The organism is Gracilibacillus kekensis, from assembly GCF_900143085.1.
In the GTDB taxonomy this organism is placed as follows: domain Bacteria; phylum Bacillota; class Bacilli; order Bacillales; family Amphibacillaceae; genus Gracilibacillus; species Gracilibacillus kekensis.
Window position 1 is genome coordinate 194,006 of record NZ_FRCZ01000002.1, and the last position, 23,218, is coordinate 217,223.

Sequence of the window (23,218 nt, forward strand, 5' to 3'; positions counted from 1 at the left end):
GATACCTCCTACCTTACGCTTTTTGTCCTACTGTTTCATCTTCGATACCTAATTCTTGCTTAATCCAATCATAACCTTCAGCCTCAAGGCGTTGTGCTAATTCTGGACCACCTGACTTAACAACACGACCTTGCATCATTACGTGTACTTTATCTGGTGTAATATAGTCTAATAAACGTTGATAGTGCGTGATGATTAAGCAACCGAATGATTCATCACGTAATTTATTAATTCCTTTTGAAACAACTTTCAATGCATCGATATCAAGACCAGAATCAATTTCATCTAAAATTGCAATTTCAGGTTTTAACATCATTAACTGAAGAATTTCGTTACGTTTTTTCTCACCACCAGAGAATCCTTCGTTAAGATAACGCTGTGCCATGTTTTTATCCATTTCTAAGTAGTCCATAGCTTCATCCATTTCTTTAATAAATTTCATTAAAGAAATTTCATCGCCTTCCTCACGGTGAGCATTAATAGAAGAGCGTAAGAAGTCAGAAGTAGTAACACCACTGATTTCACTTGGGTATTGCATCGCTAAAAATAAACCAGCTTTTGCACGTTCATCTATTTCCATTTCTAGTACATCTTCACCATCAAGAAGAACTTGACCTTGTGTCACTTCATATTTCGGGTGACCCATGATTGCAGATGCTAAGGTTGATTTACCTGTACCATTTGGTCCCATTACAGCGTGAAATTCTCCACCATTGATGGTTAGGTTAACACCCTTTAATATTTCCTGACCTTCAATTTCAACATGAAGATCCTTAATTTCTAAAGTAGAACTTGCCATAACTACATACCTCCAAAGCTTTTAGTTGTTCTGATTTGAAGTGGAATTAAATCTATTCTCACTTTATTCTCATTATAATCTTATACTATTTCGAATCTATAATCAACCATTTACGATTGTTTCAGACTATACGTCACATAAGATTTTCATTTGATATTATATCACAAAAAACATGTTACTAAAAAATTCTTCAAAAAGCACTCTTACAAATTAAATAGATATGAAATGGAAATAAAAAAACAACAGCTACTTTTATAGGTAACTGTCGTTTATTATTTTCATTTTATAAATTCTTCTATTTTATACGATCTGATTATCTGTGAACTAAACGCTCTACATCCTTCACAACTTCCTGGCTTTCCTGGTAGCTCAGTTCCCGTTCTTTTTCCACTTCTAATCGTTGAGAAAGCGTACGGCCGTACTCAGCATACCCTACTCCATGCGACTGGTGCATCGCTTTTTCCATTTCGGTTGTGTAATTTAGATGTAACTGTTGGTCACTAATAATAAATCAATCCTTTCTATTTTTGACACCATTTATTGTAACATCTTCTCACAAGATGACCAAATATCCTGAGAGATGATTAGTTACCATAAATAGTTGTTTGATAAGGATATACCCAACTCAGAATATATTTAATCATATTTTTAACAATATACTGGCAAATCTTTTAATTTACTTCATATTCAATGCCATTTTTCTAATACTTCATGCAATTTTGTAACTGATTCAAAAGCATATAAATGATCACGAACTACTCCTTTTTCAACCAGTAATAAAGCAGGAACACTTTTAATCTTATTTTTCTCCATAAACCCTGGAAAGAATGATGCGTTTAGCCGATAGAAAGATTGATTCGGTTTTGTTTCTTCAATGATCGCAAGCATTCGTTCCGCTAATTGACACGTTGCACAAAAAGGAGTATGGACAAAAAAAACTTTTTTTTCTCTATCTTGCTGTAGTTGTTTCCAGCTATCTATTGTCACTTCAATCATGCTTATCACCTTTTGCTATAAATAATTTGGATTTATCATAATATGGGATGAAACAAGGGCAACTGCTAATTCTGATTCAGGAGTGGCTGCAACCTCACGGTAGGATTTATCAATATAAATGTGCACAGCATGTGGTAATTCTTTAGATAATTGCTTTCTAAGTTTCTTCCCTGCATTGTCCTCATCCACTAAGATAAATACATCTCGATGGTCCATATGAAACATTTCAATTAAGTTTTCTAATCTTTCTACATTAATAGTGCCATTTGTACAAACAATTTCAACCTCTTCATCGAGAAGTTTTGCCACTTTATCTTTGTCTGTTCGTCCTTCGACGATGATTAATTTCTTCTCTTCTATCGACATCGAATCACCTACTTCATCATTGTTCAAAACAAAAAAGCTTTTAGTTAATTCTATGGATAAACCTTTGCAATTTATTACAGATAAAGTGATACTGAAATAATAGGAATTTTAAATCCTACTAATTGTTACGGACGAATGCGGATAAAAATTTAGCATTCGCTCAGTAGCGAATGCTAATAATTGTTATGCCTCATTAATCATTTCGTCATAGTCTTTAGCAGATAACAGTCCATCTAATTCTGCCTGATTATTTGGTTCCACAACAAGCATCCACGCTTTTTCGTATGGTGATTCATTAACTAACTCTGGGCTATCTTCTAATTCACCATTTACTTCAACAACTTTACCGCTTAATGGGGCATATAATTCAGAAACTGTTTTTACGGATTCAGCACTGCCAAACGGTTCATCGGTCTTAATTTCATCTCCAACTTCAGGTAGTTCAATAAAGACAATATCCCCCAATTCAGATTGTGCATGTTCTGTGATTCCTATCCTTACTTTACCATCTTCTTGTTTAACCCATTCATGTTCTTTCGAATATAAGTACTTTTCCGGTAAACTCATTTTAAATGCCTCCTAATTTTGCTTCTATTTGTATAACAGACTATACTGTTAAATATCAATATACCGTATGTTTATATCCACGTTTGTTCAAATGTATTTTCGTTAAAACCGACCGTAACACGATCCTTTCCTACAGTAAGCGGTCGTTTAATTAACATACCGTCCGATGCCAAATATTCAAGCATCTCTTCTTCAGTTGCATCCTTTAATTTATCTTTCAGACCTAATTCCCGATATTTTTTTCCACTCGTATTAAAGAATTTTTTATATGGCAACTGACTTTTTTCAATAATCGATTTTAATTGGGATTTAGTTGGTGTTTCATCCACAATATGTATGGCCTCATAAGCAATTTGATGTTCATCTAACCATTTTTTTGCTTTTTGACATGTCCCACACTTAGGGTACCAATAAAACTTTACAGGCATGTATAAACTCCCCTTCACATTAGATGCTTCCATTCTATCGAAAAGAAACTTTAAAAACAAATAATTAGCTAACGGCACATATGAGCTAAGTGTTGAATAGATTTTCTTATTAACGAAAAACTATTTTTATTTATAAGTAAAGAAAGTATATAATCCGGGGTGTTAACGCATTTTCAATGTAGCGCATTATTTAGCGGAGGCGGCCACTTCGTACTTCTAAGGAATCAGCGTGATCTGAAAATCCACCTTTGTAAAGTGAACTTCTTTACAAAAGTTAGCTGATGACACGCCCCTTGGTATGGGATACACTGTGAAAGCTTGCTTGAACAGATGTTGACTTATGCCCTATGGGTAAAAGCGAAGTGGGCAAGCCTGAACGGATGTTAAATCTATTAGCCATTTCAAAATTGCTACTAAAAAGACCGGGTGGGCTTCCCGGTTTTTCTTATTTTAAAATTAGATGAACTCCGATAAAACATCATATATTTTACAAAACGTAATGGTTACGATAAAATACGTATAAGGTAAGATTGTAAAAAGCATTATTGTTATACTAAACTTATCAGGGAGTTAGTTCGGTTATCCCCAGCGCTAGGAATGGAATACGATTACGCTGTGATAAGTTATAGTTACGAATTAAAGGAGACTTTAAAATGACACATGCTATTGTCGAAATGAACAATGTTAGTTTTCATTACGGTGATCGCCAAGCCTTATCGAAAATAAACTTTACCATAAATGAAGGAGATTTCATTGGCTTAGTTGGCCCTAATGGTGGGGGTAAAACTACATTAATTAAGTTGCTATTAGGGATGGAAAAACCCACAAATGGTTCCATTCACTTATTTAATAAGCCTATTGATAAATTCAAGCAGAAAAATAAGTTAGGATATGTGTCACAAAAAGCAAATACTTTTAATAGAGGATTCCCAGCTACTGTTGAAGAAGTTGTGACTATGGGGCTTACGTCTAAACTTGGCTACTTTCATAGAGTGTCCAGACAAGATAAAGAGAAAATACACCATGCCGTTGAAAAAGTTGGTATGGAAAACTACCTTAATGAAAATATAGGTGACCTTTCCGGTGGACAACAACAACGGATATTTATTGCACGTGCTTTAGTTAGTGAACCAAATTTATTAATTTTAGATGAACCTACAGTAGGCGTTGACGCTGAAAATGTTAAAAAGTTTTTTGATTTATTACATGTATTAAATAAGCAAAATATTACTTTATTGCTTGTTACTCATGATATTGGAACCATGACCCACCATGCATCCAAGATAGCGTGTCTAAATAAGACACTTCATTTTCACGGAAATCCGAATGAATTTCAGTCCATTTCGAAGGATGAATTATCCGAGTTTTATGGACATCCACTTCATATAGTGACACATGACCATTAATGGGGGAACAAAAATGTTATTGAATTTATTAGAATATGAGTTTTTAAGAAACACTTTTATTACTGGTATAATTATTGGAATTATTGCTCCCCTTCTAGGTGCTTTTATTGTAGTTCGCAGATTATCATTAATAGCTGATGCCTTGTCCCATGTTACGCTTGCTGGTATCGCTTTTGGGCTCCTATTAGAAAAGAAAACAGGCGCCATGTTAATTACACCGTTCTATTCTGGTCTTGGCTTTTCCATTATCGGCTCTGTATTAGTAGAACGACTGCGAAGAGTTTATACTGCCTTTCAGGAATTAGCTATTCCGATTATCTTATCTGGCGGTGTTGGACTAAGTGTTATTTTCATCTCGGTTGCAAATGGTTTTAACACAGATTTATACAACTACTTATTTGGATCTGTCTCAGCTGTCAGTCGCCAGGATTTATATAGTATTCTTATTATCGCAGGAATCGTCTGTCTCGTTATATTCTTATTATATAAAGAACTATTTTTATTATCATTTGACGAGGAACAAGCGGTCGTTACAGGTATTCATGCCAAAAGAATTCATTTTGTTTTCATTGTATTAACAGCCCTGGTTATTGCCGCATCAATACGAATTGTTGGCGTTTTGCTGGTTTCCGCTTTAATGACGTTACCGGTAGCATCTAGTATCCGAATTGCAAAAGGATTTAAACAAACGATTATTTATGCGATAATATATGGTGAAGCAGCAGTGATTTTAGGTCTAATATCTGGTTACTATTTGGAGATACCTCCAGGTGGAACGATTGTAATGCTGTTAATTATCTTATTAATAGGAACTATTTTAGCGAAAAACATTATAGAAAAAACAAAAAATCGAAAGCATCGTTTAAATAACGGGGTGAGCAGATGAATACAGAAGAAGCGTTGGATATTTTAAAACTGAAAGGCTATAAGTATACGGATAAAAGAAAACATATGATTAACTTTTTCGTAGACGAAAACCGTTATCGTACGGCAAAGGATCTATTAGAAAATATGGAGCCAAACTACGAAGGGATTAGCTTTGATACCATTTACCGTAATCTGCATTTATTTGATCAATTAGGGATATTAGAATCAACAGAACTAAATGGTGAAAAACATTTCCGACTAAAATGTGACCACCACCATCACCATCACTTTATTTGTAAAAACTGTGGTGTCACAAAAGAAATTCATCACTGTCCAATGGATGAGTTATCCGAAGAATTAAAGCAATATATGATAGATGATCATAAGTTTGAAATTTACGGATTCTGTCCGACTTGCCAATAAAAATAGTCACTACTCTTAGAGCAAAAAATTATACTTTAGAAAATCACCATTTACCAGTTGGTCAAAAAGCCATCTGGTATTTTTATTTTCATAGAGATAAAGATTGACATTTCATTTAATAATTAATATTGGACATGAGATATTTTTAGCCACCTTATGACTGACGCTTGCAAGAACAAATTCCTGAAATCGATTCAAACCGTCCGAAAATGCACCCCTGCCTTTTTTAACTTTCTCTTTGTAAGTTTTAACTTTTCCTCCACAGTAGTTGCCATATTGAATGAATTATTTTCGTTTAAGTGTGTCTTTATTACAATTACCACATCCAAATTATATTCTCTAACATTTTTTACGAATTTTATAGCATGAGCTGTTGCTCTTAACGCATGGTCTGAGCCATCGACAGCTAATAATATATTTTGATATCTCATGGCATACCTCCTTTTTCTTCTAACTTTTATTATACAAAAAGAAATCCGTTTTTGTAAACGTTATCATTATTGTACTTACAAACTATTTACAATCATTTAACATACTACAGTTGTTCTTTACAATTTTTCGACATATGTTTAAATTAGGAAATACTTTAAGGGGGAATCCATTTGAAAGTAGCTATTTTTACTGATACTTTTTTACCAGACGTCAATGGGGTCGCTAAAACTTTAGGTCGTTTTACGAAATTTTTGGATCAAAGTCATCATTCCTATATCGTTATTTCTCCTAAACAAACTAAAAATGAAATAAGTGCTGGACAAATCTATCGTCAATCAAGTTTTCCTTTTCCACTATACAAAGATTGTCGTATTTCTGTACCTAATACGCTTCATGTGAAGGATATTATTAAATCCTTCCAACCTGATATTATTCATATAGCAACCCCTTTTTCAATCGGATTAGCAGGGCTTCACATTGCAAAAAAATATAATATTCCAATTGTTGGATCCTATCATACTGATTTTGATCATTATTTAAAATATTATCACCTTACTTTATTGACTAAAGCATTATGGCGATATATGGAATGGTTTCATCAGCCTTTACTCCGTCTTTTTGTTCCTTCCGCAGTTACCTATCAACAGTTAGATCGAAAAGGATTCTCAAATTTGCAAATTTGGCAAAGAGGAGTCGATACGACTATTTTCCATCCTTATCCATCTTCAAATGAAATCATAAAAAAATATCAAATAAAAGAACAATTTATTTTGAGTTATGTAGGAAGACTCGCTCCCGAAAAAAATGTAGAATTATTAGCAAGGATTGCGAAGCAGTTACCACCCTCTCTTCAAAAGAAGATTCATTGGTTAATTGTTGGTGATGGACCCTCAAAAGCTACTTTACAAAAAGAATGGCAGCAAAACGTAACGTACACGGGTTTTCTACCACAAGAAGAAGTTGCTAAATTGGTTTCAAGTAGTGATATTTTTGTATTTCCATCAGAAACAGAAACGTTTGGGAATGTGGTTCTAGAAGCGTTGGCTACGGGTACTCCTGTAGTTGCAGCAAATGCTGGTGGTGTAAAAAACATTATCCAAGAGGGATTTACAGGGAAATTATGTGAAGCAGATAATAGTCATTCATTTACAAAAGCAATTCAATCCATTTTACAAGATGCTGAATGGCGAAAACAATTAGAGGAAAATGCCATCCGCTATGCTCAAAAACAACGGTGGGAAGACCGCTTCCAAGAACTTTTACATGCCTATCAAAATATCCTGGATGAAACAAAAAAACAACAAAAACACGCCTAAGCTTAGTAGCAAGTGCCCCCTTGTGACACACTAAAATTATTTCGTATAAAATCTAAACACGAAATTTTTTAAACATATGAAAAATGTTCTTCACAGGATAATGACTTCTCTTGACGGGATATACCTTTCGCTTCACGGGATACTTGGTTCTCTTCACGGGATAACAACACTTATCCTGTGAAGCGATCATGATATCCCGTGAAGATGCACGATTATCCCGTCTACAACATTACATATCCCGTGAAGAAACCAACTTTTATGAATTGTCACAAGTCCGCTGTTTGTTTAGGTTATAACAAGGCATTTTTGGCTAGCATTGAAATGACCATATCATCCATTGGTGGATTATGAAGTCCTGCTCTAATATCACGGTAATATTGTTCAAAAGGCATATTTTTTGATAATCCTCTGCCTCCTGCTATTCTCATTACAAGATCAATAATTTCGTTGGCACTATTTGTAGCCACTAGTTTTACTGCACCTAGTTCTTTCATTAATTGAGCTCTCTTTTCAGGATGTTCATCCCATTTTTCAGCAACACTGTACATAAAATAACGAGCTTGTAATAATTTTAAGTCAATCTCCCCTATTTTATTACGAACATGGTCTACCTCGGATATTGTTGTATTCAGACTGTTAGGCTGAAAGTTTTTTGCGAATTCTATTACATCATTTCGTGCCGCTATTGCCATCCCTAAATAACAAGCAGGTATATGCAACAACCAGCCTTTAGGTCCAGGTCGTTTTGGTTTATCACTTAATTCTACCAAGTTTTCTAATGGTACTCGTACGTCCTCTAAAATTAAATCATCACTACCAGTTCCACGCATACCTAGAGTATCCCAGGTTTTATCTACTCGAATTCCGTTAGTATCTTTTGGGATTAAGATGGAGCCTACAGCATCCTTTTCCTTCACATAAGCGGTAACAATATAATAATCTAAAACTAATGCCATCGTGGTGAAGGTTTTTTTACCATTAATGATTAAATAATCTTTTTCTAGTGTAGCTGTTGTTTCTGGGATGCCACCTCGAGTAGGACTACCTGTTGCAGGCTCTGTCGCACAGCGATTTACTAATTTCTGTTTATCTCCTACTTCTTTTGCTAAGAAATCATACATCTTTGGTTCCCAAAGCTTCTCTTCGCTTAACTCCTGGATCACACCCAAATGCCAACCAACGGATAATGCAGTAGCACCGTCCCCTTCCGCTAATTTTTCTTGTAATAGAAGAAATTCATATAAAGATAAATCTTCCCCGCCATACGACTTAGGTAATGTCAGTGATAAATATTGCTCATTTCTTAAATCTTCTACATTATCTATTGGCAAACTAGCATCATGATCAGCTTGTTTTCTCCGATCACGCAACTTTTCAGCTAATTGTGTAGCTTTCTGATATAGTCTTTCCTGTCGATCTGTCTGAATAAAATTAGTACTTAAATCCACCATTAATCTTCCTCTCTTAGTTCTTAAATCGATGATATCGAACGAATAGCCTTTTTACCAATAATCTACTCAATTCACCTTTCTCTATGTATATTTTTCATATAAAAGATACACATTAGGATCACCATTACTTGCTAATTAGAAAGGTTATCATTGCTATGTTAAATAGAATTAGAAAGAAAGCAAAAAATAAAGAAAAGCAGAAAGACGTACATGATTTCTCTCAACTAATTCAAATCATGGAAAAAAGCGATGATTTTAAAAAAATTAGCTTTGGTAACGTTCAGTCGATTAAACTATTTTATTACCATTCTTTAATTAACACCGAAAAACTGCAAACAAACTTACTACCCTATTGTCAGCAGCTAAATATTAAAAATATAGAAGAATTAGAAAGTATATTACCCTTCGATGACACGGAAATTACTTCTGATCTTGATATAATCGAAGAGAAAATAATGGCTGGTTTTATTGCTACTCATTTAGAAGATGATACTACAAAAGTTTTACTAATTCCTGCTAAGTTTAAAACAGATCGCGATGTGGCACCACCAGAAATTGAATTTAGCGTAATTGGGCCGAAACTAGCATTTATTGAAGATATAAACACGAATATCAACCTGATAAGAAAGCAAGTAAAATTACCACAATTACATGTAAAGCGTCTGCAAGTAGGTAAAGTAACGAAAACAACAATTGCCGTTATGTATATTGATGGAATTGCAAGCCCGGATAATGTGCAAACTGTCATCCAAAGAATCTCTGATATCGAATACGATCAAATCATAGATAGCTCATTTATCGGCCAGATGATTTCCGATAATGCACAGTCTCCATTTCCACAACTAATGGATACAGAAAGACCTGATAGGGTTAGTAGTGCATTAGTGGAAGGTAAAGTTGCAATTGTTTGTGATGGTTCCCCTCATGTTTTAACAGGACCAACGACACTGGTTGAATTTTTTGCAGCGTACGAAGATTATTTTTTAACATGGCCCATTGCTACTGCCTTTCGTATTATTCGTATTTTTGCTGTTATGTTTTCTGTATTAATTACACCTTTATATGTCGCTGTATTAACATACCATTATCATATTGTGCCTGGGGACCTGTTAGGAACATTGATTTCATCTAGAAAAGATATACCTTTTCCTCCGATATTAGAAGTATTGATTCTGGAATTAACGATAGAATTATTGAGAGAGGCAGGGGCACGATTACCGACTAAAATCGGCCAAACAATTGGTATTGTGGGCGGTATTGTAATTGGTACTGCAGCTGTTGAAGCTGGTTTAACTAGTAATGTTTTGCTGATTCTAGTAGCTTTAGCTGCTTTAGCATCCTTTACTACCCCTATATATCGTATTGGTAACACCATTCGTTTGATTCGTTTTCCCTTTATCATCTTTGCCCAAATGTGGGGGTTAATAGGCGTAACAATTGGAGCAATGTTTTTAATTACTCACTTATTACGCCTGACATCTCTTGGCCGTCCTTTTACAGAACCATTATTCCCACCAAGGTGGAAAGATTTAAAAGATGCTTTTATACGTTTACCTTTCGATTTACAAGGAAAACGACCAATTTACACATCACCAAAAGACCCGAATCGAATTAATCTCAAAAGAACCAAGCCCAAAAGAGGTAAAAGAAAGTAGGGTAATGATGAATCAGCAACAAAAACCGGATATCAGTCAAATGGTATCCCCTTTCTTACTTTTATTTATTCTTCATGCTACTCAAATCGGTGAAGGTATATTAAGCTTTGAAAGGCGAATTTCCAAAGTGGCAGGTTATGATAGCTGGATTAGTATTCTTTTGACCGGTTTAGCTACAGCCACAGTTATTTTTCTTATATGGCGTATCGTACCTGAAAATAAAGACCTTATCGACGTTCATTTAGAGTTATTCGGGAAAATAATAGGAAAGATATTTTCTGCAGTATTTGGATTATATTGTTTTGCGATTGCGATTATCGTGGTTCGATCCTATATAGAGATCATTCAAATTTGGCTATTCCCTGATTTAAGTGTATCTTATTTTCTAATCTTTCTGTATATTTTAATACTTTATATGGTATTAGGTGGTTTTCGGATTGTTATAGGATTTGCCTTTTTTAGCGTATTTGTTACAACGTTTTTAGCTATTTTTAAATATGCTGCTTTTTCCAATGGCTATATCGACAATTTATTACCTATTCTAAATACAGAGATCATTAATATTATTAAAGGCATTGAACCTATGACATTTGGTTTTCTCGGCATTGAACTAATTTTGGTCTATGCACCATTTATACATCGTTTTAAGACAGGCTTGAAGTGGGCATTACTGGCAAATGGTTTAACAACATTTGTTTACCTGTATTCAACAATCGCCATCTTTATCTATTATAATATAGAACAATTGCAACGAATTACGTGGCCTTCTCTTCAATTATGGAAAGTAATTGACTTTCCGTTTGTTGAACGTTTTGAATTTGTTGGTATTAGTCTGCATTTTATAGCTATTATCGCTTCTGCTGCACTTTATTTCTGGGCAGGAACTCAATGCTTCCACCGTTTAACAAATATATCATTCAAAAAAATTGCGATATCATTTGCGATTATTGGTGTTTCAAGTGTTTTTTATGTGACTAATTTTTTAGTTATAGAAAGAGTAACAACTTATCTGTCTAAGATAGGTGTTTACCTATTATTTGGTTATATCCCTTTTCTATTTATAGTATGGTTAATAATAACTGGAGTGAAAAAGAAAAATGCATAAAACAAAGCAACTTTTTATTTTAGTGATACTATTGATTAGTTTAACTGCCTGTATCAAAACAAAAATAATAGATGATATTGAATTAATTATGATGCTTGGTTATGATTGGAATGCTTCTGAGGAGAAATACATTGGAACAGCTGTATCGCCGAGATATGGAAGCAGTGAAGAAACCGATATGCGTGAGAATTCAGAGTATACTGCACAAGCTAAAACAATACAAAATATTAATTCTTATATACAAACGAAAGCACCTAACCCAGTAGAAATAGGAAAAATATTAGGAGTTTTATTTGGCGAAGACTTAGTAAAACATGGTATCGAGGATTTATTGCTATCTATCAATGAAGATCCTAATATAGGCAGGGGGATTCATCTAGCAATTGCACGTAACTCTGCTGAATCTTTGTTAAAAAACAAAATGATTACGGAACGAACGTTACCTCGATTTATAGAAAATTTATTATTAAATAATTCCAAGACTAATGTGCCCGAGATGAACTTACACGATTTTAACTATCGTTACTTGGGACAAGGAATGGATCCATTTCTGCCAATTATCGAATCGACAGCTACTGGAATTGAATTAACAGCATTAGGATTTTTCAAAGAAGATAAGATCATACATGAAATTGGTTATGATCAATTTTTTGTATTTAAAGTTATGTATGAAGATTGTAAAGACCATACGTATGAATTTGATTGGCAAGAACAAGATAAATCGATTGCGATTACTTCTATTTATTCTAAAACAAAGAAAAAGTGGGATGGTAGAGATAAAGTGGAAATAGACGTAGAAATAACAGGTACGTTAACCGAATCAAAACAATTAGGCATCCGTTCTTTTAAAGAAAAAGATAAAATCGAAAAGGCAATATCTGACAAATTAAAAGAAGAAGGTAAAGACCTTATCAACCAATTTCAGGAATTAGAAATCGATCCATTAATGATAGGAGCATCTGCAAAAGGTGAATTCAGAGACTGGAATAGTTCCGATTGGGAAAAGCGGTATCCGGAGATTGAAATTATACCTGACATCGAATTTAACCTTGAACAAAGTAATATTATTCAACAGTAAAAAACGAAATGGGTGTATACCTAAGTGATTTTTGTTATAGTTAGCTAGGGAAGTGAAAATCATGCTAAAACTATATCAAAAAGGATTTTTTTATTATATTTCCGGGATCATACTTTTAACGTTAGGTATTTCCCTTACGATACAGTCACATTTAGGTACTTCTCCATTCGATGCACTGTTAGTTGGTCTCTACCGTACATTTGGGTTAAGTATCGGCAGCTGGGAAATTGTAGTTGGTTTTTCCATTATCGTATTAAATGCATTATTTACTCAGTCAAAACCAGAATATTTTGCGATGTTAACTTCACTCTTAACTGGAATTGGTATCGACACTTGGCTATATGTACAAGGAACATGGTTAACCACAAATTCCATATTTGAGCAATCTGTCTTATTATTGCTCGGAATTATATTTACTGGAATTGGTGTAGCAATTTATTTAGAATCCAGTTTTGCGCCAAACCCCATGGATCGTTCCATGGTTATTTTAACCGATAAAACAGGCTGGTCGTTTAGTAAATCTCGTGCAATTATAAGTATTACTTTAGTAATTGTAGCCTTTTTCTTTAATGGTGCAATCGGAATCGGAACCTTGCTAAACGCGTTATTTTCCGGGATTATTATTCAACGTATACGTCCATACGTATTATCATTTAAACATAGAAACTATACTAAAAAAGTAAAAGTAAGCTGAGAAAAAAAGGATTTCCCATAACGTTTTCCTACACTTTAACAATAACAGCACAATATTTAATGTTGCGCATTATCAGGATACTATGTAATCGATGAGGTAGTAATCTTGAAATGTATTAATTACTAGATACCCGCTCCGGCTGCCCACTTCCCTTTCCGTGGGATTTTCCCTTCAGCTAACTTTTTCAAGCACAGATCGCTTTAAAAAGTGGATCTTCAGGTAAAACATTCCCACAGGAGTGAAAGTGGGCGGCCTGCGCTAATATATTTGTTCTACAATTATTGTGACAGGTAGCATTTTTAGCTTTTACTGCAAATAATGTTTTTCAAATGATAGAAATACCAATATACTTCCTGATAATAGCGTTGTAGAATATCAAATTAGCGCAGGTGTCCACTTCGACTCCTGGGGGATTAGCATGATCTGAAGATCCACTTTGAAAAGTGCTTTTCTTTTCAAAGTTAGCTGAAGAGCATGCCCCCCGGAAAGCGAAGTGGGCAAGCCGGAGCGGTTGGTACGCTCATATTTACTGTCAAAATGACCACATCAGTTATTGCGTAGTATCTTCCTACTATGCAATTAAAAAATCCAAACGATTGAAATTTGCATCGTTTGGATTAATTGGTATAGTATCGAACTTTTTCTTACAATAGTTTTTCTAATGTTTCTTTGACACGTTCTTCTGTAAATGGCTTTACAATAAAATCTGTTGCTCCTGCTTTTATAGCATCCAATACCATTTGTTGTTGTCCCATTGCTGAACACATAATTATCGTTGCATTTGCATCTTTGCCTTTAATTTCTTTTGTTGCTTCCACACCATTCATCTCAGGCATGGTTATGTCCATCGATACAATATCTGGATTTAAATCTTGGTACATTTGCGTTGCTTGCTGACCATTCTCAGCTTCTCCAATTACTTCATGTCCTAAATTAGTAAAAATATTTTTTAATTGCATACGCATAAACGCTGCATCATCAACAATTAGTATCTGTGCCAATTCTTTCCCCTCCATTAACTATGTGAAAATTACTCTTCTGCAACTTGCTGTACTTCATCTAACTCGTCTAAACTCAATACATGATTTAAGTCTAGTAATAATAACATACCTCTCTCTTCTAGCTTTGCAACACCTTTCATGTAGCGATGATCCACACCTTTTACTAATTCGGGCGCATCGTCCACTACCTCAGGTGAGATATCAATCACATCTGTAGCTTCATCAACAATTAAACCAACTTGAACATCTTGCACTTTCGCAATTAATACTCTGGTTTGTTCCGTTGGCTCCAATTCCTTCATACCTAGTCTTGTTCTTAAATCTATAATAGGTGTTACATCTCCACGTAAATTAATAATCCCTTTGATAAAGTCAGAGGTTTGAGGTAATGATACAATCTCCTCTAATCTTTCAATAGATAAGATTTGATCAATATTAGCACCATATTCTTGGTTGTTTAATTTAAAAACTATTGTTTTTGTCAAAATCTCTTCCATTTTATTCACCTACTCCTTTTATTAATTTAATAATAGTGACATTTTCATATTGCCGACATCCTGATAATGTATAGCTACTTCCAAAACCCGCTTAAATCCAGTTAACTTTGCATTACCACTAATGATAGTCGGATGCGTAATATCCGTGTCAATGCCAGTGTTGGCTAAATGCGTGGATAGACTGCCTGCTAGCATATTTCCCAATTCACCTGAAAAAGAATCCAACATTTCCACGGAAATTTCCATACCATATAATGCTTCCCCAATTGCACTAAATACGCTATGTTCCGCTTGTATCAATAAATCTCCTTTAAAAGTACCACTATAACCAATTAATACACCGAACTCTACATTTAAAGGTTGAGTACTCATTTTAGGTGCTTCAAACTCATGTTCAACAGGTACAACATTTTTTATCGCTTGAACAGATCCATTGTATAACTCTTTAATAATTTCATTTGCGTTAGTTTCCGTCGATGATGACATATAACCATTCCCCTTACTTTATACAAAAATAGTAGTAATTTAATATTATTACTTATAATTCATAATACCTAATTTCGAACGATTATACAACTAAAATTTATAGACAAATAGTCATATCGTATAAAATAATCATTATTTTCTCTAAATTAAAAGAGCCTGAATCCGACATCAGTATTCACCGACGTACGAAATCCAGTCTCTCCATTGTACTAACATATAGTAGTTACATTCTCAAAACAGAATAATATTTTACTTCAATTCAGCTATAACTTCCTCAATTTTTGCAAGTTCTGACTGTAGACCACCGCCACTCAAGTACCAAAGTGCACCGTCTAAGTAAACGATTTGATCATTTTTGTAAGCCGTAGTTTTCTGGATAATGTCATTTTCCATGTCCGTATCAATATTAGAATCGCCATTTATTGCTGCTGTTCGATCAATAACGAACAATACTTCAGGATCGAATTCTAATATTGCCTCAAAACCAAAGTTTGAACCATGTGATGATGCCTCGATATCTTCCGTAACAGGTTGGAAACCATATACGTCATAAATATAACCAAAACGAGAATTCGTAGCAAAACCTGATAAGCTACCTTCGTTGTACATCGTTACTAAGCTAGTTTCATAATTACCAGCTAACGTTTCAACTTCTTCAATTGCTTTATCAAATTTAGCAACATATTCGTCCGCTTCCGCTTTTTTTCCAAACATCTTAGCTGCTATATCCACTGAATTTAAAAATGAATTCCAATAATCATCTTGAGTTGTTCCGATAAATACTACATTTGGAGTGATCTCCTTCAATTGGTCATAAAATGCAGATTGGCGTCCAGAAATAAAAATTACATCAGGCTCTAATGCTGCAATATCCTCAAGTAAAGGCTCTTTTAAACTACCAATGTTCGTATATTCATCAGAGTTATATTTCTCTAAATGATCGGGTAATGTATTTCCATTGGCAACACCAACAATGCCTTCTACTCCTAAAGCATCTAGCGTGTCTAGGAAACCATAGTCAAAAACTACTATGTTTTCTGGTTTTTCTGTAAATTCGACTTCTGCAAAGCTATACTCTGTACCGTCTCTATCTTCTGTTCCTGAAATTGTTGGTGAAATTGTCATTGGATAACTTGAACTGTCTCCCTCTACTACTTCATCTTGAGACTCTTGATCCTCTGCTGCTTGTTCTTCTGATGCAGAAGCTTCATCTGTTCCTTTGCTATCTGTGCTGCTTTCTTCATCCGTCCCACACGCTGCTAACATTACTACGAAAACTAAAAATACTATAGCTAATTGCCATTTTTTCATTATTTTCTCTCCTCTTATGTAATATTTTATTATTAATAATGATAATCATTATCATTGATAACAATTATCATTATACTGTTATTGAGCAATACCGTCAATAACATTTTTCATTTTTTTGAATATTTTTACTTAATTTCACTTATATTACATGAAAAAGTCTAGAGAGTTAAATTTAACTGTTTCTCTAGACCGTCTTTCCTATATATCATAAATTGTTCAAGTTTTATACTGCCGAATTGCCTAGTGAAACGTATCATGAGAATAAGGACCGTTAGCTTACGTATGAGAATTAAAATAGACACAAATTCTGCAACCGTTTTGCTCTTGAATCGGAATATTCATATCATAAATTTCTCTCAACGTATCTGAATTAATTATTTCATTTGTTGTACCATTTTTTACAAGTTTACCATCTTTCATAGCGACGATACGATCTGAATAAACAGATGCGAAGTTAATGTCATGTAAGACAATGACAACGGTCCTGCCTAATTCATTTACCAGTTTACGTAGAATTTTCATAATTTGAACCGAATGTTTCATATCTAAATTATTTAGAGGTTCATCTAGTAGGATATAATCGGTATCCTGGGCAATAACCATCGCAATAAAGGCACGTTGCTTTTGTCCACCAGATAATTCATCCAAAAACTGATTTTGCATGTCTATTAAATTCATATACTCCAACGCCTGGTCCACAAATTGCTCGTCTTCAGCAGTTAGTCGCCCCTTTGAATAAGGATATCGACCGAAGGCAACAAGTTCACGGATGGTTAAGCGGACATTAATAAAGTTTGACTGTCGTAATATCGACACACGCTTAGCTAGGTCATTAGATTTCCATTTTTTCACATTATTTTTATCAAGTAATACTTCCCCAGTATCTGCGTTTAATAACCTGCTCACCATTGAAAGAAGTGTTGATTTACCTGCACCATTTGGTCCGATAAATGAAGTGATCGTTCCAGGTTCAATGTTGACTGATACATCTTCTACTACCGTCTTTTTACCGTATCGTTTCGTTAGTTCCTTAATCTCAATCATGCTGCAGCCCTACTTTCCTTTAATAATAAGTAAATAAAGTAAATCCCACCTACAAAATTAATAATCACACTTATTGTAGTTCGTAACTCCAATACATGTTCGACTAGAAATTGACCACCGACTAAGGCCACAATACTAAACAAGCTTGCTCCTAATATTAAAGTCGAATGCTTGTAAGTAACGAAGAATTGATAGGAAAGATTTGCAACGATTAATCCAAAGAACGTTATAGATCCTACCAACGCTGTTGAGGTGGCAATTAATACAGATGATAATATTAAAGTGTTCATTACCATCCGATCATAATTAATACCCAAGTTTATCGCATTTTCACGACCAAGCGACATAACATCCAGCTTTTTCATAATGAAATAACCGTATAGAAACGCGATTAACAAAATTCCCAAAGCAATATATAGTAACTCTGCCTTTACCTTTGTAAAGGATGCAAATAATTGGGATTGCAAGCCTAAATATTCCACAGGATCGATCAATACTTGTAAAAATGTTACAAAGCTTCCTAATAGCGTGCCAATGACCATCCCGATTAATAAAAGTAAGTAGATCGGATATTTATCTGGACGGAATAAATAACGATATAACAATAAAGCAAATACAATCATTGCCGTGATCGCAGCACCAAAATTCAAATATTTATTAATTACCCAAATGGACATCGATCCTGCAAAAAAATAGATTAAGGTCTGTACTACTTCATACATAGAACCAATACCTATTACACTAGGTGTTAAAATACGATTATGGGTGATCGTTTGGAATACGACGGTTGCATACGAAATTGCAACACCTGTTATAACCATTGCAGCAACCCGTATCATACGTCTAGGGAAAGCATAATCAAATCCACCCTTAATATCATAGAATCCATATAAAAGAATACTAATAATCACTAAAATAAATAATAAAATCATTTTTGTTCTATTTCGCATATGCTCTCCCCCTAAGTAACATAATTAAGAAGATCGCACTACCGATGACTGCTACCGTAACGTTAACCGGAATCTCATAAGGGTGAATAATAACACGGCCAATAATGTCACAAATTAATAGAAAGACTACCCCTAATAACATCGTATGTGGAATGATTTTCCTTAAATTATCACCTAAATAAATCGATACAATATTAGGTACAATCAAGCCTAAAAATGGGATAACTCCAACCGTCAACACTACTGTTGTAGAGATAATTGCAACAAGAAATAAGCCCAAATTTAAAATAACTTTATAACTTAAACCTAAATTTTTCGCGAACTCTTCCCCCATCCCCGCAACTGTAAATTTATTCGCATACAGATAGGCTAATACAATGGCAGGAATGCTTACATATAACAGTTCATAACGCCCTGATATAATTAAGGTAAAACTTCCCATTAACCAAGCAGATATATTTTGGATCAGGTCTGCTTCATATGCAAAAAAAGTGGTAATAGATGACAGAATATTACCATACATAATCCCGATTAATGGAACAAAAATAGCGTCTTTAAACTTGATACGATCCAGAATTTGCATAAAAATGAATGTACCAAGTAACGCAAATGCAAAACTAAAAATAATTTGTTGTGTATATGTAACGTTAGTAATAAACAGCATAGAAATTAAGATTCCTAGTTTTGCAGCATCTAACGTACCAGCTGTTGTTGGGGATACAAATTTATTACGACTTAGCGCCTGCATGATTAACCCAGCGATACTCATACCTGCACCCGCCAATATAATCGCTAATAAACGAGGTACTCGACTTATTATAAAAATTTGTGCTTCATCTGAATTCCAGTCAAACAAATCACTAATGCTGATATCAATTGCACCTATAAATAGTGAAATGAATGAAAGTATGATAGTAGTAATTATTAATATCCATAGCTTCATTTTGTAATCCTCATAACCCTGTTAAAATTTATTTATATAATTGAAAATGATTATCATTACTAATGTGAGTTAATTATAATTAATTATGAAAATAATGTCAACCTGAAATTACGCTTTATGAAAGACTCTCGCTCATTTAACACAGTGTAACCGGACATAACTCCCCCCACTTCTTGATTAGCAATGAGAGTAAACGGACGCTTACATTTTGATAGTTTCATTGCACTATATCTTTAATAGAAAAGATATACTAATCTTTTTAACCTTTGAAGATTACGTTATAATAATTAGTAATTCTATTTTTAAGTGAGGGAACGCTCATGATTGTAATTATCGATAATTATGATTCTTTTACATATAACCTAGTACAGTATTACCGACAAATGCGAGAGGATGTCGTAGTATTTCGAAACGACTCGACATCGATTGATGAGATTGCATCATTGAATCCTACTCTTCTTGTTTTATCACCAGGTCCAGGAACACCTACAGACAGTGGGATTTCTTTCCGTGCTTTAAAACATTTTCACAATACAATTCCTGTTTTCGGTGTATGTCTAGGCATGCAAATTATCATCGAATTTTTTGGTGGTAAGATCATTCGGGCTAATAAACCAATGCATGGGATGACAAGTACGATTCATCATGAAAACGTTGGAGTCTTTCACAACTTACCTTCTTTTTTTAATGTTACGAGATATCATTCTCTAGTTGCAAAAAAGAACTCTATGCCTAACACCTTATTAATAACTGCTCAAACAGAGGATCAAACGGTAATGGCAGTAAAACATCAGTTCTTACCGATAGAGGGTGTACAATTTCATCCAGAAGCTATTTTGACGGAATATGGTTATGAACTGTTAGAAAATAGCCTGCACTTGATAGGTAAGTCTGACAACTATCGAAGGGAAGTGTTGTAATTGAATGTCTATCTACAATTTGACTTTAAAGGAATGGAGAGTAGCTTTACACAACCAATAGAAATAATTACTGCAACAAATATAGAAAGTGTGCCCAATGCTTTTACAAAAATAGAAATGGCATTAAAGGAAGGTTATTATGTCGCAGGGTATGTTTCTTACGAAGCGGCACCTGCTTTTGACAATAGTTTTAAGGTAAAGGAAGATACTTCTCTACCATTACTTTGGTTTGGCGTTTTCAAGAAAAAAACAGATGCTATTAAAAAGCAAGAAGCTTTATCTTATTCTATTTCCGCGTGGAAAAATACGATTAGTAATGATCGATATATTCAAATGATAGAGAAAATCAGATCATTAATCAGTCAAGGCAGTACATATCAAGTAAATTTCACGACAAGGTTAAAGGCTCAATTTGAAGGTGATAGGTATTCGTTTTATCAACAATTGTTAAGAAACCAATCTGCTTCCTATAGTGCTTATTTAGATTTAGAGAATTTTCAAATATTATCAGTTTCTCCTGAGCTCTTCTTTCAGGTGGATAATGGAAAGATAGTTACGAAACCAATGAAGGGAACGATAAAACGAGGAAAAACTTTAACTGAAGATTTAGAGTTAAGAGACCAATTGCAAGGATCTAAAAAAGATCAAGCAGAAAATGTAATGATAGTTGATCTATTGAGGAATGATTTAGGGCGAATAGCTAAATCAGGAACGGTTCACGTAGAAAGTTTATTTGATATTGAAACATACCCGACCTTGCATCAAATGACCTCCACTATTACAGCTGAATTAGAAAAGAATAGTGTATTTGATTGGTTTAGGGCGTTATTTCCATGTGGTTCTATAACAGGTGCTCCGAAAGTAGAAACAATGAAATATATTGCAGAATTAGAAGATACACCACGTGATGTATACTGTGGAGCAATAGGATTTATCACTCCTGAACGAAAAGCAACGTTTAATGTACCCATCCGCACGGTTATTATTAAAGATGGACAGGCGACTTATGGAGCTGGTGGTGGAATAACTTGGGAGTCGACCTCTACCGCCGAATATCAAGAGTTAAATCAAAAGGCAGCTGTACTTTATCAAAAACAAAAAGATTTCTCTCTATTGGAATCAATTAAGTTGGAGAATGGTAATTATCCATTATTGCCTTATCATTACAGTAGGTTACATCAATCAGCTGACTATTTTAAAATTCCTATCAATCTTGAACATATAGATAAACATCTGAAAAATCTAGCCCTTGAAAATTCAAAGGGACTTTTTAAGGTAAGGGTACTTGTTCATATAGACGGTAATTTTGAATTAGAATCCCAACCAGTAAAACCTATGTCAAATTCCATAAAAGTAGTTATTGCAAGCAAATCCATAGATAAAGAAAATAACTATCTTTATCACAAAACGACAAATCGGTCCTTATATGAAACTTTCGATCAAGAAAAGCCTGATGATGCCATGACGACGCTCTTGTGGAACAAGGATGGATTTATAACAGAATTCACTATCGGAAACATCGTACTAGAAAAAGCGGGTACTTACTATACACCACCCATCACGGACGGACTGTTGCCCGGTACATTTAGGGAAAAGTTATTAGAAGAAGGCATTTTAATAGAGAAAAGCATACACCTGAAAGATGTAAAAAACTTCGAACAAATATGGTTTATTAACAGCCTGCGAGGTTGGCTAAAGGTTTACCTCCCTTAAATCATAAATGTCGCTAACACAGTACCTTTTTGTTAAAATCAGATTAGAATAAAAAATTAGGAGGCTAACTATGAATGCATATGAAGAATATATGAGAGAAATTTCCCAACCAATGCGTGATGAATTAACAAACGCTGGTTTTGAAGAATTACAAACTCCAGAAGAAGTCAATGAGTTTATGGCAACGAATCAAGAATCGGCTCTTATCGTAATAAATTCAGTATGTGGTTGTGCTGCAGGTCTTGCTAGGCCGGCTGCTATCGAATCCCTTAAAAATGATAAGAAACCTGCAAAAATTGTTACCGTTTTTGCCGGGCAAGACCGAGAAGCTACCGCGCAAATGCGCGATTACTTTGAAGGAATCGAACCTTCATCCCCTTCTATGGCAATAATCGATGGTGGTGAGTTAAAACACTTTATACCACGTGAGCAAATTGAAGGATATGAACCAGAAGATATCGTAGAACAACTAACAACAGCATATCAAAAATATTGCTAAACACTAGCAATAGAACGAAAAATAACCGGCTTGGTTAGCCGGTTATTTTTTATATCTCATTGACATAATAGACAAAAACTGCGAAGAATTGAAAATTTGATTTTACAGGATTATGATGAGTGATCGACCATCGCTACGGAAAAAAACTCCCTTTCCGGGGGCACGGCGGTCTGCTAACTTGATAAAGAAAAACACTTTACCAAGTGGATCTTCAGCTCGTGCTGATACCCCAGGAGTGTCGCATTTTCCCTCCGCTTTGAACAGCCCCCTG

The 23,218-nt window shown here is 34.5% G+C and carries 26 protein-coding genes; 11 read left to right on the plus strand and 15 right to left on the minus strand.

What is annotated here, in order from left to right:
• Window positions 1-13: 13 nt before the first annotated feature.
• The 6 genes from sufC to BUC25_RS06490 form a co-directional block, all read right to left on the minus strand.
• Complete coding sequence (gene sufC, locus BUC25_RS06470; RefSeq protein WP_058306818.1) at window positions 14-799, minus strand: Fe-S cluster assembly ATPase SufC; 786 nt, start codon at window positions 797-799, stop codon at window positions 14-16.
• A gap of 313 nt (window positions 800-1,112) precedes the next feature.
• Window positions 1,113-1,265, minus strand: a complete 153-nt coding sequence (locus tag BUC25_RS19915) for a YuzK family famiily protein (protein WP_483188985.1) — start codon at window positions 1,263-1,265, stop codon at window positions 1,113-1,115.
• 221 nt (window positions 1,266-1,486) lie between these two features.
• A complete protein-coding gene (locus BUC25_RS06475; RefSeq protein WP_073200914.1) occupies window positions 1,487-1,795 on the minus strand; it encodes a thioredoxin family protein in 309 nt (102 codons plus the stop codon).
• 15 nt (window positions 1,796-1,810) lie between these two features.
• The gene (locus BUC25_RS06480; RefSeq protein WP_170862657.1) at window positions 1,811-2,161 is read right to left on the minus strand and encodes a toprim domain-containing protein; all 351 of its coding nucleotides are present in this window, start codon (window positions 2,159-2,161) and stop codon (window positions 1,811-1,813) included.
• A 183-nt stretch (window positions 2,162-2,344) separates the two neighbouring features.
• Window positions 2,345-2,728: a glycine cleavage system protein GcvH gene (gcvH, locus tag BUC25_RS06485; RefSeq protein ID WP_073200916.1), complete on the minus strand. Its 384-nt coding sequence runs from the start codon at window positions 2,726-2,728 to the stop codon at window positions 2,345-2,347.
• A 71-nt stretch (window positions 2,729-2,799) separates the two neighbouring features.
• Window positions 2,800-3,156, minus strand: coding sequence for an arsenate reductase family protein (locus BUC25_RS06490; protein ID WP_073200918.1), 357 nt, complete (start codon window positions 3,154-3,156; stop codon window positions 2,800-2,802).
• A 653-nt stretch (window positions 3,157-3,809) separates the two neighbouring features.
• On the opposite strand from BUC25_RS06490, the gene BUC25_RS06495 reads away from it, so the two are divergent.
• Genes BUC25_RS06495 through BUC25_RS06505 form a run of 3 tightly spaced genes read left to right on the plus strand, consistent with a single transcriptional unit; the run spans window position 3,810 to window position 5,852 of the window.
• The gene (locus BUC25_RS06495; RefSeq protein ID WP_073200920.1) at window positions 3,810-4,562 is read left to right on the plus strand and encodes a metal ABC transporter ATP-binding protein; all 753 of its coding nucleotides are present in this window, start codon (window positions 3,810-3,812) and stop codon (window positions 4,560-4,562) included.
• A gap of 13 nt (window positions 4,563-4,575) precedes the next feature.
• Complete coding sequence (locus tag BUC25_RS06500; protein WP_073200922.1) at window positions 4,576-5,448, plus strand: metal ABC transporter permease; 873 nt, start codon at window positions 4,576-4,578, stop codon at window positions 5,446-5,448.
• Entirely contained in the window at window positions 5,445-5,852 is a 408-nt protein-coding gene (locus tag BUC25_RS06505; RefSeq protein WP_073200924.1) for a Fur family transcriptional regulator, read from the plus strand. The genes BUC25_RS06500 and BUC25_RS06505 overlap by 4 nt, the downstream gene beginning before the upstream one ends.
• Window positions 5,853-6,046: 194 nt before the next feature.
• Here BUC25_RS06505 and BUC25_RS06515 read toward each other — a convergent pair whose 3' ends face one another.
• A complete protein-coding gene (locus tag BUC25_RS06515) occupies window positions 6,047-6,283 on the minus strand; it encodes a universal stress protein (protein WP_073200927.1) in 237 nt (78 codons plus the stop codon).
• Between the two features lie 171 nt (window positions 6,284-6,454).
• On the opposite strand from BUC25_RS06515, the gene BUC25_RS06520 reads away from it, so the two are divergent.
• Complete coding sequence (locus BUC25_RS06520) at window positions 6,455-7,600, plus strand: glycosyltransferase family 4 protein (RefSeq protein WP_073200929.1); 1,146 nt, start codon at window positions 6,455-6,457, stop codon at window positions 7,598-7,600.
• A gap of 290 nt (window positions 7,601-7,890) precedes the next feature.
• On the opposite strand, the gene BUC25_RS06525 is transcribed toward BUC25_RS06520, so the two are convergent.
• Window positions 7,891-9,051 (minus strand): acyl-CoA dehydrogenase family protein, encoded by a 1,161-nt coding sequence (locus BUC25_RS06525; protein ID WP_073200931.1) that lies wholly within the window; start codon window positions 9,049-9,051, stop codon window positions 7,891-7,893.
• Window positions 9,052-9,206: 155 nt separating this feature from the next.
• On the opposite strand from BUC25_RS06525, the gene BUC25_RS06530 reads away from it, so the two are divergent.
• The 4 genes from BUC25_RS06530 (at window position 9,207) to BUC25_RS06545 (ending at window position 13,583) form a co-directional block, all read left to right on the plus strand.
• Complete coding sequence (locus BUC25_RS06530) at window positions 9,207-10,706, plus strand: spore germination protein (RefSeq protein ID WP_084543394.1); 1,500 nt, start codon at window positions 9,207-9,209, stop codon at window positions 10,704-10,706.
• 7 nt (window positions 10,707-10,713) lie between these two features.
• Window positions 10,714-11,811, plus strand: a complete 1,098-nt coding sequence (locus BUC25_RS06535) for a GerAB/ArcD/ProY family transporter (RefSeq protein WP_073200933.1) — start codon at window positions 10,714-10,716, stop codon at window positions 11,809-11,811.
• Complete coding sequence (locus BUC25_RS06540) at window positions 11,804-12,889, plus strand: Ger(x)C family spore germination protein (protein ID WP_073200941.1); 1,086 nt, start codon at window positions 11,804-11,806, stop codon at window positions 12,887-12,889. Before BUC25_RS06535 ends, BUC25_RS06540 begins: the two co-directional genes overlap by 8 nt.
• 61 nt (window positions 12,890-12,950) lie before the next feature.
• Window positions 12,951-13,583: a YczE/YyaS/YitT family protein gene (locus BUC25_RS06545; RefSeq protein ID WP_073200943.1), complete on the plus strand. Its 633-nt coding sequence runs from the start codon at window positions 12,951-12,953 to the stop codon at window positions 13,581-13,583.
• A 644-nt stretch (window positions 13,584-14,227) separates the two neighbouring features.
• On the opposite strand, the gene BUC25_RS06550 is transcribed toward BUC25_RS06545, so the two are convergent.
• The 7 genes from BUC25_RS06550 to BUC25_RS06580 form a co-directional block, all read right to left on the minus strand.
• Window positions 14,228-14,584: a response regulator gene (locus BUC25_RS06550; RefSeq protein WP_280174046.1), complete on the minus strand. Its 357-nt coding sequence runs from the start codon at window positions 14,582-14,584 to the stop codon at window positions 14,228-14,230.
• Between the two features lie 29 nt (window positions 14,585-14,613).
• Window positions 14,614-15,081, minus strand: coding sequence for a chemotaxis protein CheW (locus BUC25_RS06555; RefSeq protein ID WP_073200947.1), 468 nt, complete (start codon window positions 15,079-15,081; stop codon window positions 14,614-14,616).
• 21 nt (window positions 15,082-15,102) lie between these two features.
• Window positions 15,103-15,567 carry a chemotaxis protein CheX gene (locus tag BUC25_RS06560; RefSeq protein ID WP_073200948.1) on the minus strand — a complete coding sequence of 155 codons (465 nt, stop codon included), beginning with the start codon at window positions 15,565-15,567 and terminating at the stop codon, window positions 15,103-15,105.
• 249 nt (window positions 15,568-15,816) lie between these two features.
• Window positions 15,817-16,878, minus strand: coding sequence for a siderophore ABC transporter substrate-binding protein (locus tag BUC25_RS06565; protein ID WP_073200950.1), 1,062 nt, complete (start codon window positions 16,876-16,878; stop codon window positions 15,817-15,819).
• 276 nt (window positions 16,879-17,154) lie between these two features.
• Window positions 17,155-17,922 carry an iron ABC transporter ATP-binding protein gene (locus tag BUC25_RS06570; RefSeq protein WP_073200952.1) on the minus strand — a complete coding sequence of 256 codons (768 nt, stop codon included), beginning with the start codon at window positions 17,920-17,922 and terminating at the stop codon, window positions 17,155-17,157.
• A complete protein-coding gene (locus tag BUC25_RS06575) occupies window positions 17,919-18,872 on the minus strand; it encodes an iron chelate uptake ABC transporter family permease subunit (RefSeq protein WP_073200955.1) in 954 nt (317 codons plus the stop codon). The genes BUC25_RS06570 and BUC25_RS06575 overlap by 4 nt, the downstream gene beginning before the upstream one ends.
• Complete coding sequence (locus BUC25_RS06580) at window positions 18,862-19,815, minus strand: ABC transporter permease (RefSeq protein WP_073200957.1); 954 nt, start codon at window positions 19,813-19,815, stop codon at window positions 18,862-18,864. Before BUC25_RS06580 ends, BUC25_RS06575 begins: the two co-directional genes overlap by 11 nt.
• 320 nt (window positions 19,816-20,135) lie before the next feature.
• On the opposite strand from BUC25_RS06580, the gene BUC25_RS06585 reads away from it, so the two are divergent.
• From BUC25_RS06585 to BUC25_RS06595, 3 genes are all read left to right on the plus strand, one after another.
• A complete protein-coding gene (locus tag BUC25_RS06585; protein ID WP_073200959.1) occupies window positions 20,136-20,735 on the plus strand; it encodes an anthranilate synthase component II in 600 nt (199 codons plus the stop codon).
• Window positions 20,736-22,448: an aminodeoxychorismate synthase component I gene (pabB, locus tag BUC25_RS06590; protein WP_084543395.1), complete on the plus strand. Its 1,713-nt coding sequence runs from the start codon at window positions 20,736-20,738 to the stop codon at window positions 22,446-22,448. It abuts the gene before it with no gap.
• A 70-nt stretch (window positions 22,449-22,518) separates the two neighbouring features.
• On the plus strand, window positions 22,519-22,947 hold the full coding sequence (locus BUC25_RS06595) for a BrxA/BrxB family bacilliredoxin (RefSeq protein WP_073200960.1): 429 nt from the start codon (window positions 22,519-22,521) through the stop codon (window positions 22,945-22,947).
• Window positions 22,948-23,218 lie beyond the last annotated feature (271 nt).

Coding starts and splice junctions, on each gene's coding strand:
- sufC (WP_058306818.1), bottom strand. CDS start 799: ATGGCAAGTTCTACTTTAGAAATTAAGGATCTTCATGTTGAAATTGAA.
- BUC25_RS06515 (WP_073200927.1), bottom strand. CDS start 6,283: ATGAGATATCAAAATATATTATTAGCTGTCGATGGCTCAGACCATGCG.
- gcvH (WP_073200916.1), bottom strand. CDS start 2,728: ATGAGTTTACCGGAAAAGTACTTATATTCGAAAGAACATGAATGGGTT.
- BUC25_RS06530 (WP_084543394.1), top strand. CDS start 9,207: ATGTTAAATAGAATTAGAAAGAAAGCAAAAAATAAAGAAAAGCAGAAA.
- BUC25_RS06480 (WP_170862657.1), bottom strand. CDS start 2,161: ATGTCGATAGAAGAGAAGAAATTAATCATCGTCGAAGGACGAACAGAC.
- BUC25_RS06495 (WP_073200920.1), top strand. CDS start 3,810: ATGACACATGCTATTGTCGAAATGAACAATGTTAGTTTTCATTACGGT.
- BUC25_RS06475 (WP_073200914.1), bottom strand. CDS start 1,795: ATGATTGAAGTGACAATAGATAGCTGGAAACAACTACAGCAAGATAGA.
- BUC25_RS06505 (WP_073200924.1), top strand. CDS start 5,445: ATGAATACAGAAGAAGCGTTGGATATTTTAAAACTGAAAGGCTATAAG.
- BUC25_RS06560 (WP_073200948.1), bottom strand. CDS start 15,567: ATGTCATCATCGACGGAAACTAACGCAAATGAAATTATTAAAGAGTTA.
- BUC25_RS06565 (WP_073200950.1), bottom strand. CDS start 16,878: ATGAAAAAATGGCAATTAGCTATAGTATTTTTAGTTTTCGTAGTAATG.
- BUC25_RS06595 (WP_073200960.1), top strand. CDS start 22,519: ATGAATGCATATGAAGAATATATGAGAGAAATTTCCCAACCAATGCGT.
- BUC25_RS06490 (WP_073200918.1), bottom strand. CDS start 3,156: ATGCCTGTAAAGTTTTATTGGTACCCTAAGTGTGGGACATGTCAAAAA.
- BUC25_RS06575 (WP_073200955.1), bottom strand. CDS start 18,872: ATGCGAAATAGAACAAAAATGATTTTATTATTTATTTTAGTGATTATT.
- BUC25_RS06555 (WP_073200947.1), bottom strand. CDS start 15,081: ATGGAAGAGATTTTGACAAAAACAATAGTTTTTAAATTAAACAACCAA.
- BUC25_RS06580 (WP_073200957.1), bottom strand. CDS start 19,815: ATGAAGCTATGGATATTAATAATTACTACTATCATACTTTCATTCATT.
- BUC25_RS06535 (WP_073200933.1), top strand. CDS start 10,714: ATGAATCAGCAACAAAAACCGGATATCAGTCAAATGGTATCCCCTTTC.
- BUC25_RS06500 (WP_073200922.1), top strand. CDS start 4,576: ATGTTATTGAATTTATTAGAATATGAGTTTTTAAGAAACACTTTTATT.
- BUC25_RS06585 (WP_073200959.1), top strand. CDS start 20,136: ATGATTGTAATTATCGATAATTATGATTCTTTTACATATAACCTAGTA.
- BUC25_RS19915 (WP_483188985.1), bottom strand. CDS start 1,265: ATGGAAAAAGCGATGCACCAGTCGCATGGAGTAGGGTATGCTGAGTAC.
- BUC25_RS06525 (WP_073200931.1), bottom strand. CDS start 9,051: ATGGTGGATTTAAGTACTAATTTTATTCAGACAGATCGACAGGAAAGA.
- BUC25_RS06570 (WP_073200952.1), bottom strand. CDS start 17,922: ATGATTGAGATTAAGGAACTAACGAAACGATACGGTAAAAAGACGGTA.
- BUC25_RS06545 (WP_073200943.1), top strand. CDS start 12,951: ATGCTAAAACTATATCAAAAAGGATTTTTTTATTATATTTCCGGGATC.
- BUC25_RS06540 (WP_073200941.1), top strand. CDS start 11,804: ATGCATAAAACAAAGCAACTTTTTATTTTAGTGATACTATTGATTAGT.